The organism is Acetobacter okinawensis (assembly GCF_002153655.1).
Lineage (GTDB): Bacteria > Pseudomonadota > Alphaproteobacteria > Acetobacterales > Acetobacteraceae > Acetobacter > Acetobacter okinawensis_A.
Window position 1 is genome coordinate 57,070 of record NZ_JOPJ01000009.1, and the last position, 13,027, is coordinate 70,096.

Annotated in this window: 8 protein-coding genes; all 8 read left to right on the plus strand. The window is 54.6% G+C overall.

Annotated elements, in window-relative coordinates; all coding sequences use genetic code 11:
• Positions 1-7 precede the first annotated feature (7 nt).
• Positions 8-427: a cellulose biosynthesis protein BcsD gene (gene bcsD, locus HK26_RS06030; protein WP_180539353.1), complete on the plus strand. Its 420-nt coding sequence runs from the start codon at positions 8-10 to the stop codon at positions 425-427.
• 76 nt (positions 428-503) lie between these two features.
• Positions 504-1,118, plus strand: a complete 615-nt coding sequence (locus HK26_RS06035) for an SGNH/GDSL hydrolase family protein (protein ID WP_257640879.1) — start codon at positions 504-506, stop codon at positions 1,116-1,118.
• Between the two features lie 61 nt (positions 1,119-1,179).
• On the plus strand, positions 1,180-2,241 hold the full coding sequence (locus tag HK26_RS06040) for a family 8 glycosyl hydrolase (RefSeq protein ID WP_257640896.1): 1,062 nt from the start codon (positions 1,180-1,182) through the stop codon (positions 2,239-2,241).
• A gap of 473 nt (positions 2,242-2,714) precedes the next feature.
• The gene (locus HK26_RS06045) at positions 2,715-5,297 is read left to right on the plus strand and encodes a cellulose biosynthesis cyclic di-GMP-binding regulatory protein BcsB (protein ID WP_143296292.1); all 2,583 of its coding nucleotides are present in this window, start codon (positions 2,715-2,717) and stop codon (positions 5,295-5,297) included.
• 111 nt (positions 5,298-5,408) lie between these two features.
• The gene (locus HK26_RS06050) at positions 5,409-6,059 is read left to right on the plus strand and encodes an SGNH/GDSL hydrolase family protein (protein ID WP_086638954.1); all 651 of its coding nucleotides are present in this window, start codon (positions 5,409-5,411) and stop codon (positions 6,057-6,059) included.
• Positions 6,060-6,147: 88 nt separating this feature from the next.
• Positions 6,148-7,281, plus strand: a complete 1,134-nt coding sequence (locus tag HK26_RS06055; RefSeq protein ID WP_257640880.1) for an acyltransferase family protein — start codon at positions 6,148-6,150, stop codon at positions 7,279-7,281.
• A gap of 7 nt (positions 7,282-7,288) precedes the next feature.
• Entirely contained in the window at positions 7,289-11,230 is a 3,942-nt protein-coding gene (locus tag HK26_RS06060; protein ID WP_086638956.1) for a cellulose biosynthesis protein BcsC, read from the plus strand.
• A 75-nt stretch (positions 11,231-11,305) separates the two neighbouring features.
• Entirely contained in the window at positions 11,306-12,937 is a 1,632-nt protein-coding gene (locus tag HK26_RS06065; RefSeq protein ID WP_086638957.1) for an SGNH/GDSL hydrolase family protein, read from the plus strand.
• The last annotated feature ends 90 nt before the right edge of the window (positions 12,938-13,027 follow it).

Genomic DNA, 13,027 nt, shown 5'->3' on the forward strand with positions numbered 1-13,027 from the left:
CATCGGAATGTCACTGTTTTTGCAGGAGCTCGCCCGCAGTTTTGACGCGCAGGTGGGGAGTGGAAGCCGCGACAGGTTTTTGCAAGATGTAGGGCGTCAGATGGCTGCTCGCCTTGGCTTGCCACCATGCCAGACATTGGAAGCGCTGGAGATGGAAATGAATGCCGCACTTGCTCTGCTGGAGTGGGGGCGCGTTACGCTGCGTGTAGATACGTTGGCTAAAAAGCTGGTGCTCCGGCATGTTGGCCTGCCCGTTGTCGGGAGCATGGGAGAGCCCCCGGGCTTGTGGCTGGCGTCTGCGTTGGCTGGTCTTTATAGTGTCTGGCTGGAACAGCAGCCGGATTCTCTTTCGGATGCACGTATCAGTTGGTCCGTGGAGAACAAAGCAGACGTACCCAATGTTGTTGTGTTGACTTACGGGCAATAGCACTGTCACTTGACTACTGTAATAACGGGAAGGGTTTCCAAGAATGCATCCGTTGCTTGCTGGCCTTACAATTCTTATGATTGGTGATAGCCACCTGACGCATAAGAATACTCTTGTTGCGTCTTTGCCGGAGGCGTTTGTTGCGCAGGGGGCCAAGGTTGTGACCTATGGTCTGTGTTCATCCAAACCGGAAGACTGGGTGGATGAAAAGCCCCTGAATGCCTGCGGTTATACTAAACGCATTGGTACCGAGCACATTAATGTGTCGATGGATAAAAATGATGCTCCGCCTAACATTCAGGCGTTGATGCAGCAGTGGCATCCCGATGCGGTGGTGGTGGTCTTTGGGGACGCCATGGCGGGTTACAGCCAGCCACAGATGCCAACAGACTGGATCAAGGATCAGGTCCATGCGTTGGTGTCGGATATAGGGTCAACCAAATGCGTGTGGATCGGGCCGACCTGGGGGCATTATAATCCACGTTATGGAAAAACCGAGGCGCGTACAGTGGAACTGGCCAATCTTCTGAACAAGGAAGTGCAGCCCTGCCATTATGTGGATTCGACCAAGCTGTTGCAGCAAAAAGACGTCAGCACTGAAGATGGTCTGCATTTGACGTCTGAAGATTATACAAAGTGGAGCAATGCAATCATCCAGAATGTAGAGCCCATGCTGGCCAAAGGCCAATAAAACGAAAATGCGAGGCATAGCAGCAATGTATGGTAAACAGGCGTCAGATCATTCTCAGGGCATGAGCCTGTCACGCCGTACGTTGTTGTGGTCTGCGGCGGCACTTCCTTTGTGTGCCCAGCAAGGGATGGCGCAGTCTGTGGACGAATGGACCTGGTATGCTTCGCATTTTTTGCGTGATGATGGCCGGATCATAGATAACGGCAATGGCGGGCAGTCCCATACCGAGGGGCAGGGTTATGGGATGCTGTTTGCTCAGGCCAATGATGATAAACAGGCCTTTGAAAAGATTTTTTCCTGGACTGAAAATAATCTTAAATTGCCAGATAGTGCCTTACACGCATGGCATTATCTGCCAGATACATCGCCCCACGTGCCGGACAGTAATAATGCAACGGATGGGGACCTGCTGATTGCGCTGGCATTGGCTTTTGCGGGTTACCGTTGGCAAAAGTCGGAGTATTTAAAAGCAGCGCGGGCTATTTATAAAGATGTCCGTAAAAAGCTTGTTTTAAAAGTTGCCGGAAAACGGATTCTTTTGCCAGGATATATTGGTTTTTCAACTCCTGATGCCGTGACCGTTAATCTGTCTTACTACGTTATGCCGTCCCTGATTCTTGCAACAGGTCTGGATAATGCGGAAGTCTGGCGTGGTCTTATAAAAGATGGTTTGACGCTGATACGTAACGGACGCTTTGGGCGGTGGAAGTTACCGCCAGACTGGCTACAAATATCATCTCACACAGGTGAGTTGTCTATTGCCCCCCAGTTCCCTCCCCGTTTTTCTTACGATGCGGTGCGTGTTCCTCTTTACCTTGCCTGGGCTGGGCAGTTGGGCGGGGATCTTATGGCCGGATTCGAAAATTATTGGACTGCGTGGCCTGCAGGTGGTCTGCCTGCTTGGGTGGATTTAAAAACAGGCGAGCGGTCAGCATATAATGCCCCACCGGGATTTTACGATATTGGTGGGGCATGCGGGTTTGGGAATATGGCAGGGAGCATGCCGCCTGTGCAGAGTAACGAAAACTATTACTCGTCCTCTCTTGCCATGTTGTCCGGCCTTGTTAAACGCCAGTTCGGGGCAGATATCATGGCGGCGCAATATGGTCGTGGGAAATGGTAACAGGTGGTAGTGTTATAAAAATGATTATTTTTAATAACTATAGTGATTTTCATTTGTTTGCAGAAACTTTTGAGAAAATTTATACAAACTCATGATTTATAGGGAATAATTTCAACAATTTTTTCAGTGAATGTATGATTGTATTTTATGGAATAAGAATAATATCAATAAGTTACCATGATGAAGATCAAAATTTGTGCGGGTCAGTATTTTATTCAGCGGCATATGTTTCTATTATTTACAAAAGCGTTAATTTAATTTAATTTGATAGACAACTTATTAACTTTGTAGAGTTCAAAAAAATTCTTCTTACAGTAATTCACATTATGCCTAAATGGGGTGCTCTGTCTGCTCTCTTGGGGTGTGATGCATGGTATTTGACACCTTAAACCTTCTCTTTTTTCTGGAGTGGCATTGACGCAATGGCCAGAAAAAAGAGTATTCACTCAAATTTGTTAAAAGAAAGACCGTTCGTGTTCAAATCCTGTTTCCGCGTGATCTGGTCTGTCAGCGCTTCCAGCATGGCTAGCTGGGTGTTTCTGGCTGGTTGCCCTGCATATGCTGCATCGCAGCAGGATTCTGCACCGTATCAGGTGCCTGAGCGTCCGAGTCCTTTTTTGGCGCCGTCGGATGTTTCGCTTAACGCGCGGGCACGAGCGGCCGCACCTGTGCCAACGGCTGCGGCACCAACAGGCGCACCTGCGCCAGAGGGTGTGGCCTCGGCGCCTGATTTGCCACCGCCGAGTGCTCCGGCATCCGATGTTATGCAGGCTCCTGCTCCTGCTCCGGCAACGCCTGCGCCTGTGCAGGGCGGCGGTATCCTGCCACCTGCGGGTGTGCCTGTATTTTCCGGCGGTGCTCAGGCTCCAGCCGTGAGCTTGCCAGCACCTTCCCCCACGTCCCCAGAAATTATCCGGGTTTTGAGCCTTCGGCAGTTAGGGCTGACGGCTCCAATGACATTGCGTGGTTTTTCACCTCTGCAAGGGCTGGATATTCCCATTCCTGCAGATGAAATTGTTACGCGGGCGCAAATTGTTATTGATGGTGCCATGTCACCCTCTTTGCTGCCAGAAGCGAGCAGCCTTACAGTGACGCTGAATGAACAGTATGTCGGTACTGTTCTGGTTGATTTAAAAAACTCACGATTTGGACCACTTGTTTTTGATATTGACCCTATTTTCTTTACGCGCCTGAACCATCTGAACTTCCAGTTCGCTGGCGAGTATCGGCGTGACTGTAATGACATGCATAATGGTGTGCTTTGGGCAAGAGTTTCAGACCTGTCCAAAGTTATTATTGCAACAGTCAAGCTGCCACCTGTTCGTAAACTGTCCCATCTTCCCGAACCATTTTTTGACCCGAACATGCGGGAAGTGCTGAAGATTCCCTTTGTGCTGCCATACACCAGTGGGCTGCATGACCTGAAGGCCGCAGGTATTGTTGCGTCATGGTTTGGTAAGCTGGCGGATTTTCGTGGGGCATCCTTTCCAGTTGCCGCAACATTCCCCAAAACGGGTAATGCTGTGGAAGTGGGAGAAAATATTCCCCTCGATAGCAATGGAACGCTGCCTTCCGGGCCAACACTGTTTGAAGCGGCCAACCCCAATGACCCGAATGGCACAGTGCTGGTTGTAACGGGTCAGAACCAGAAAGACGTTGAAACAGCAGCGCGTGTTCTGGCGTTTTCGTCCGATACATTGGGGGATGTTCCATTCAGGGTTGTCTCTGACGTAACACTGGCTCCGCGTAAACCTTACGATGCTCCCGCATTTGTGCCCACTGATCGTGCGGTTCGGTTTGGCGAGTTGATGTCTGCCATGGACCTGCAGCATCAGGGGGGTGCGCCACTGGGCGTTTACGTTCCATTCCGTATTCCGCCTGATCTATACCGGTGGAAACAGCACGCTTTTCCAGTCAAGCTGCGGGCAAGAACTCCTGTGGCGGCTGCATTCGAACACGAAGGTGCGCGGCTGGATGTGCTGGTCAACAATGCCTATGTGCAGAGTTTCCCTCTGTTTTCGGATGTTTTTTGGAAAAAGGCCGAAGCGCATCTGCCCGGGTATCAGGGTGGGATGATGACGTTTGATGCCGCCCTTCCACCATGGTTGCTGTTTGGTGGTCGTAACCAGCTGGACCTGAACTTTAACGTGCTGCCGATCGACCGGGGTGCCTGCCGTCGCACGAATGATGATTTTATTGCTGAAGTGGATTCAACATCCACGTTTGATTTCAGTAACAGCTATCACTACGCTACTTTGCCGGATCTGTCTTATTTTGCTGGTTCTGCATTTCCGTTTTCCAGAATGGCAGATTACTCCCAGACAGCGGTTGTGCTGCCAGCTCAGCCTGACGCTGGCACCAGCACGGCTTTTCTGAATCTCATGGGTTTTCTGGGCGCATCCACCCAATACCCGGCTGTTGGCATAGATATTGTTTCCAGTGCTGATCTGGGTGGGCTGGGCGCTGCAAAAGATATTATTGTCCTCTCCACGCTTGATCAGCTTGGGGCAGCAAAAACGCTGTTATCCCGCTCAGCCTACGAAATTAGTGGGCAGGCCATTCATGTCGGGCAGAAAACGCTGCTTGATGGGCTTTGGTATCTGTTTCAGGACCGTGGTGACGGCGGGCAGCATAACAATGTGCAGTCTGTGCTGAATGCCCCGATCGTCAATGCGTCTCTTCTGATCGGTGGGGAATCTCCGTATACCAATCATCGTTCCGTTGTGGCCATTCTTGGAGATCGGCCAGAGCAGCTGCAACAGATGGTGGCATCTTTGCTCGATAGTCAGAAGCTGCCTGCCGTACAGGGCGATCTGGTTATCAAAAATGGTAATGTGCTCACCAATTATCGTAATTCCCATCTTTACACGGTTGGTTCGCTACCGCTCTGGATCCGTCTTGCTGTTCTGCTAGAGGAGCATGTGCTCCTTGTTATTCTGGCCAGTTTGCTGGGTGCCGGGTTGCTGGCAGTGGGTACGGCCAAGTGGTTGCGCACCCATGCACGGCGCCGGTTGCAGCGACAACTGCAAGGTGAAGATGAGCCGATTGACTCATAAGCTGGATGTGACTGACGCCACCATCTTCCCGGTCACTGTGGGTTTGACCGGGAAGGACAATACGGCAGATCTGCCGATAGTGAATGATGAACAAGGGATAATAACACGATCATGAGCGCACTTCTGGCCGGGCTGACATTGCTCATTATTGGGGATAGTCACGTCACATTTAAGGATTCCCTGCTGACGATCCTGCCTGAAGCCTATACCCGGGCTGGTGCAAAGGTGGTGACCTATGGCGTATGTTCGTCCACTGCGGCAGACTGGGTGGTGCCTAACCCGAACAACGGGTGCGGTGCGGCCCAGCGCATTGGGGATGCGCCATTGAGCCCACCCAACATGACCCCCACCTCCCCACCGCCGATTACATCGCTTATTGCGCAATGGCACCCAGACGTTGTGATCGTGGTGTTGGGGGACACAATGGCAGCCTACGGGCAAAACGAAATTTCTAAAAACTGGGCCGATGAGCAGGTCAAGACCCTGACCATGACTTTGGGGAACACCGCATGTATCTGGGTGGGGCCAACGTGGGGTGAATATAGCCCACGTTATGGTAAAACTGACAAACGCGCTCAGGAAATGGCGTCTTTCCTTAAAGATGAAGTGGCACCATGTACCTATGTTGATGGCACAAAGCTGATGCAGCCGGGTAGCCCCAAAACCATTGACGGCGTGCACCTGACACCGGCCAGTTATAAAGTCTGGGGGAATGGTATTCTCCAGCAGACCATGCCCATTCTGGAAAAAATGCATAAATAACAGGTGGTATGGCTTTTTTTTATAGGCGCTACTTACGGTTTATTTTTCAGGTTACGGAAATTTGGTGGTCAAGCTCATGTCGTTAACTATGATGCAACAAACATGGAAAGATAAGCTCAAGGCAGAGTTCTTTCCCCTTAACCGGCGTCGGGATGTTGATGGCCTGCGTGGACTGGCTGTTCTGCTTGTTATGATTTTTCATGCCGGGTGGTTAAAAGGTGGCTTTGTTGGCGTAGATATTTTTATTGTTATTTCAGGTTATTTTATGGGCCGGTCTGCATTCATGCAGCATCCTTTTCGGCCGGAACGGTTTGTGTTGCGCCGCCTTTACAGGCTTGTACCAGCGCTTCTGGTCATGATTTTACTGGTTTCAGCCAGTATGCTGTGGTGGGTTCTGCGGAGTGACCGGGCGGACATTGCCCAGAATGGGGCTTACTCCCTGATCTATCTGTCAAATATCTGGGCCAGCCATCATGTAGGATATTTTGAAGGGCAAAGTATTGCCTATCCCTTCCTGCATACATGGTCCCTTTCTTTGGAAATGCAGTTCTATCTTATTATTTTCCTGATTGCGCTTCTGCTGTCTGCACTGCGTTACAGGCAGGCCGTTCTGTATGTCGTGATGGTGGCATCTTTTGCGTATAGTATGGTCGCGTATCATGCAGGGGATCAGGCAGGGTATTACAGTATTTTTGCGCGGTTATGGGAATTCTGCCTCGGCACTGTTATCTGGGTGCTGCCCGCTTTACCGCAGTCACGGTTGCTATCAGGGCTGACTTACGCGCTGTCTGTGGTCACGCTTGTGCTGTGTGGGGTGTTTTATAACCTTGCATATGCCTGCCCGTCTTACATGGCGTTGCTGCCTTGTGTGGCGACCATGCTGATTATTATGCAACCGCAAGCAGCCACGCGCCGCCTGCTGGAACCGCTCTCCCCTGTTGGAGTTATTTCCTACTCCCTGTACCTGTGGCACTGGCCGGCCATTGTTATGGCGACCTATGTGCTGGCCAGCCAGGTGCAGGGCATGACCATGGCGCTCGTTCTGGGGGGTGCCGTTATTGCCGGGACGTTGAGCTACATTTGTGTGGAACGGCCGATGCTGAATTACGAAAACAGCGCTATTGCCTCTGCCCGTCAGCGTGGAGCCGTTCTTCTGGTGGGTCTATGCCTTGTGTCCGCTGCTGGGCTGGCGTGGCTTTCCGCTGTGTCACGCGTGCACTGACATCATCATGGCAAAGCTCCCCACTGGCCTGCCTGCCGCCCCACCAGCCGAGTGCATTGCATTCCCGGCGGTGTGGCGGGCTGCCGGGGTGTCTGGCAGAACACGGTGGTTTGTTGTGCTTGGTGCCCTTGGGGGGGGATGTCTGGTCACGTTTTCGGCGGGGTTTGCGCAGACGTTCCATGCGGTGGGCGGGGCTGTTCCCTCACCTTTTGCGCCTAACGTTGTGCCGGTGGTCATGTCTTCTCCCGCGCGGGGGGAGGGAGTGGCAGATAATGCCCTGTTCAATCGCCTGCTGTCGGATGCGCAATACTGGTTGACGCAGCACCAGTTTGACCGTGTGTCCGATACCATCAGACGTGCGTTGAATATTGCTCCCCAGAATCCACGGGCTCTTTTGCTGTTGGGCACGGCCCAGCAGGCGCAGGGGGACAGTGCGGGGGCTGAAAAAACGTTGGCGCAGATGGAAGCCAATGGTGCGCCACAGGACCTGTGCATGGCATTGCGTCGTATTATTGCGACCAAACCAGTGGATAAGGCCCAGCTTGCGCATGCCCGTGCGCTGGCGGCATCGGGCACCATGCTGCAGGCAGCCATGGCGTACAAGGCTCTGTTCGGCAATGGGCCGCCGCCGCCAGATTTGGCGCTGGAATATTATGGTGTTCTGGGGGCGACCATCCTTGGTTATCAGGAGGCAGTGTCCCGGCTCAAGCTCTGGTTGCAACAGCAGCCAACAGACCTTGATGCACAGCTTTTATATTACCGGATCCTGACCTACCGCGAAACATCGCGCGCAGAGGGGCTGGAGCGGCTCAAGGCACTGGCTGCGGCTGATATTTCGCCCCGTATCCGCCGGCAGGCTTATGCCGCATGGCGGCAGGCGCTGTTATGGGAAGCCATTCGTGGCTCCTCCGTTCCCATGTATTATGAATGGTTGGCGCAGCACCCCAATGATACTGAAATTGCCGATCGGCTTGCCAAAGCGCGCGAGGAGCAGCGGCGGATTGATGCCGATACTGCGCGGATTGACGGGTATGCGTATCTGAATTCAGGCCATGTCAATGAGGCTGAAAAAGGCTTCCAGCAGGCGCTGACCTATAACGCGCAGGATGCCGCAGCTCTTGGCGGCATGGGTCTTATTGCTGAAAGACAGCATGACTGGCACCGGGCCGAGCAGAACTTCAAGCAGGCCATGGCGGCAGACCCCGCAACGGCATCACAGTGGCAGACAGCCTTGCTGGGCATGCGCAAGAACATGGCGGGGAGCAATCCTTTGCCCATGCAGATCGCCCGCGCCATTGCGGCGCACCGTGATGATGATGCACGGCGTTACATCGGGCAACTGGCCAGCCAGCCAGGGCAGGAGGCCATAGCGCTGCTGTTCCGTGCTCAGCTGGAAATGCAGGAAGGACACCGGGCCGAAGCGGAAGAGGCCTACCGTGGCGTGCTCCTGCGCCTGCCCCGGAACAAAGCCGCCCTGTCAATGTTGATTACCATGCTCTTGCAGGATGGGCGGGCGGATGAGGCGGCAGAGGTTATTCGCCAGACAGGCAATGTGCAGACAGCTCTTGCCGACCGCGTGCGTAGTGCGCAGCTGGTCCAGCAGGCCGAACAGACAGCAGGCGAGACGGATCGTGTGTCGTTGCTGAATGAGGCTGTAGGCCTGACCCCCAATGACCCTTGGGTCAGGCTCAAGCTCGCTCAGGCACTGGTTGCGGCGCATCGGCCAGCGCAGGCGCAGGCGGTTATGGATGCCATGCTGACCCAGCGTGCTCCCTCGCAGGAAGCCTTGGCTGCGGGTGTTGTTTTTGCTGATGGGCAGAATGATTTTGCCACTTCGGCCCGTTTGCTCAGGCGCATGCCCTCTGCGGCCATAACCCCTGATATGCGGCGGCTTATGACGCGCGCTCAGGCCGGCATGGAGGTGGAGGAGGCCGAAAGCAGCAGTGCTTCGCCAGTAGCCGGGTTGCTGGCGCTGGCCAATCGCCCGGACCCTACAGGGCAGCGGGCCCAGCTGACAGCCGATGCACTCCTCAGACATGATGAGGCACAGGCGGCATATACCGTGCTGCAAAAGGCAGATGCTCAGGTGCGTGACATGCCACTGGCCCAAAGGCTGAATTATGCCGGGTTGTACCTGCATATTCTGGCCATGCCTGGCAGCACATCTTTTCATCGCAAGGTCAGTCAGGACATTACGGCCACTTTGAATGCGTTTGATACGCAGGCCCAGACGACCCCCCCTACCGAGCATGAAGCCGAGGTGCGGCGTACGATCGAAGATGGGTTTACGGCCATACAGGCAGACCATCTGGTGCGGAACGGGTGGCCGGACGATGCACTGCATCTGCTTACACCCTACATCGAGTCCAATCCGGATGCGGTTGAGAGCCGTCTGGCACTGAGCCGTGTGTATGCTGCCAAGGATATGCCCGAACGCGCTCTGGTTGAGGACATGAAGGTGCTGGACAGCACACCCAATAACCGGCGCGTGCTGGCAGCGACTGTCCATGATGCGGCCATGGCGGGGGATTCCAGCACAGCCAACACAATGGCGCAGCGCTTGCAGGCACTTGCGCCCGACGCGTCCGAGACATGGAGCGCGTTGGCCGAGAGTGCCAGCTCCAATAACAACATGCGCATGCAGCTTGCAGCCATGGAACATCTGCAGGAAGCCGATTGTGACAGTAAGGAGAGTGACGCGTGCGAACAGCACGCCGTGCTCGCCCCCGACTACCGCTGGCCGTTGATTGAATCCGGTTATCGGGATTTGCAGGGTGTCATGCTGCCTGCGGCCTACCATTATCTGCCAGAAGACACGACCCCAGAGGCCAATAACCGTTCGATTGTTTATCTGCACGATTCCCTTTCGCCACAGATCGACGGTAATTTTTATGTGCGCAACCGCACAGGCATAGAAGGGCTTGGGCAGATGACCGAACTGGCCCTGCCTCTGACTGGCACACTGCCTTTTCAGTCATGGGATCACCGGTTGTCGTTCTCTGTGGCGCCGACATTTCTGTTTACAGGCAATCCGCTGGCTAACCCGGATTCCAACCATCAGTTTGGTCAGTGCGCCACCGTTGGGCCAGATGGGGTCTGTGCGGGTAGGGGGCACCACTATTATGTGCAGGGCGTTGGGCTGAATGTGAGTTATGTCAACCGCTGGTTCAGTGCGGATGTGGGCTCGACCCCGCTTGGGTTCCCCATTGCCAATGTGGTGGGTGGGGTCGAATTTGCGCCGCATCTGACGCGTGATCTGGTGTTACGGGTCAGTGGTGGCCGGCGGATGGTGACAAACAGCGAACTCTCTTACGCGGGGATGAAAGACCCCGTGAGTGGACGCAAGTGGGGTGGTGTCACGCGTGAATTTGGTCACGGCATGCTGGAGTGGGGGCACCCCATGTGGAACCTCTACGCTGGAGCAGGCTTTGCATATCTGGACGGGACCCATGTTGTGTCTAATACGGAGCTGGATGTGCAGGCGGGTGGTAATGCACAGGTTTGGCAAGACCATGAAAAGCGCATGATGGTGCGGACCGGGTTGAATTTTTCCTATTACAGTTACCGCCGGAACAGCTACCTGTTTACCTGGGGGCAGGGGGGCTACTTCTCCCCGCAGTCTTACTACGCGATTATGATCCCGCTCGAATGGACGGGGCATCGTGATATGTGGACCTGGTTGTTGCGCGGGGAGGGCGGCTTCCAGCACTATCATAGTGATGCGGCCCCCTATTTCCCACTGAATGACGGGTTGCAGCCTGCGGCTATTGGTGAGAACACGGAGGGTGCCCAGTCTGCCAGTGGTGTGGCGGGCAATGTGCAGGGGCGGATCGTGTATCAGGTAACGCCCAGCCTGCGTCTTGGCGCGCAGGCCAGCTACAGCCGTGCGGGGAGCTGGTCGGAGGTTTCGGCTATTCTCATGGCTCATTACACCATTGATAGTTTCTAGTCCTCATTATCATGTATTTTTGCAATACTTCGTGTTCAGGAACCGTAGAGGTACCTGGTCTGCTGAAGGAATGACATGAAACAGACCTGTAGTGTTCTGTGCACAGCCTTTTTACTGGGGAGCATGACCCTGCCTGCGGCGTACGGGCAGACATGTGCGGCAACAGAGGGTGCCGCTCGGCCACCCGTTGCAACGGATGATGCTACTCAGGGTTATGCCGTAAAGGACCTGTGGCAGGCGTGTGGGCATGTCTGGCGCGCCGCGTCCATGCGTCCGCATGCAGCGCGGTGGGAGCCTGTTTCCTCCTCCGGTCTGCCGGCAGATGCGTTTGGGCAGCACACGCTTTTTGCTGGAGGGACCGTGCGCATGGTCTCTGGGTACACGGGCCACGCGCTGGGTGTTACCCTGATGATCCAAGGTCAGCCGCAAAACGTGACTTTGGATATTGCTGCGGATGGACGGCTAGATGGTACTCCCTTAAACCAGCGTGATCGGGGGACGTATGCGGTTGTCACCCGTGTGTATGACCAGTCCGGACTGGGGCATGACCTGCTGGCGGTGCCCGGTAAGGCTGTTGTGCATGTTGGAGAGGCAGAGGTTAATGGCACGCCTGCCCTTTCATGGGGAGAGCAGAATGGCCCCGGCGGATTTATGCTGCCGCCTGACCTGCACGTAGATTCGGGGAGCTTCTTTTTTGGCACGACTGGCGCATATGCGTCGTCCAACTCCGGCTATGCGGCATATCCTGTCCCCCTTATGCTGGGGGAGGAGGGACGAGAGTTCAAGGTCTATTTCGGTGGGTACGAGCTGGATGGGTTCGTGCATCTGGCGGATTCCACCAGTCCGGACCAGCGTACCAGTCTGGTCATAACCAACGCGCCAGCAACATTCTCGGTGTGGGCGCACGGGGCTGCGTATTATCTGCAATCGGGCAACATGCAGGCGTTGGGGCATGGCAGAATAAATGGGCCAAGTCTCAAAGGTGGTTATATCGGCTTTAATGCGGATGGCGGAGAGTGGTTCAGTCAGGGGCGTAATACCGGGATCTGGACCGGGTTGGTGCTGGCTGATCATGTGAATGATGGAGCCGCGGTTGAGCAGTTCCGTGTGGCGGCCGTGTTGCAGGGCCAACAGATGCCGCAGGTTCGGCCTGCACTTGTTGTGCTGGGGGATAGCCGTTCGGAGGGTTTCCGTGTGGCTGATGGGCGGAACTGGCCCATGCTGGCTCAGGCATACGGGCAGTACCAGAGCTATAATCTGGCTGTTTCTGGTGCGACGACACGCCATTTGCTGGGCATGCTGCCCGCAGCAGCGCAGGTGGCAACGCATTCAGGCAATCGTGTGGCCGTTGTGTTCGGGGGATATAATGATCACCTGAGCCAGAACCACATCGGGTATGATGAAACACTGATCAACCTTGGCAAGGTGATACAGGGCCTGCAGGCCATGAAATATTATGTTGTGCTGGTAGCCGAAGCACCAACAGATCCCGTGTTGCGTTCCAAGGTTATGTCGGCACAGGCTGCGGGTACATTACGCCCCGATACAATTGTCGATCCATTTGCTCCGGGCTCTGTTTTATCCAACCCGGGTAATACGCAGTACTGGGATAAGGATTTTACCCATTTTACGGCAGAAGGACAGGCAGAGCTGGCCAGTCTGATATGGGCGTCCATCAACACAGGCTTTGCGCAGGGTGTGCACTGAGTGTGGAGCAGATAAGGGTCATGCAGCGCATGCGGGCATGTGTGCATGTTTTTCTTTTGGGCAGTTTTCTCTGGTCAGGTAGCCATATTT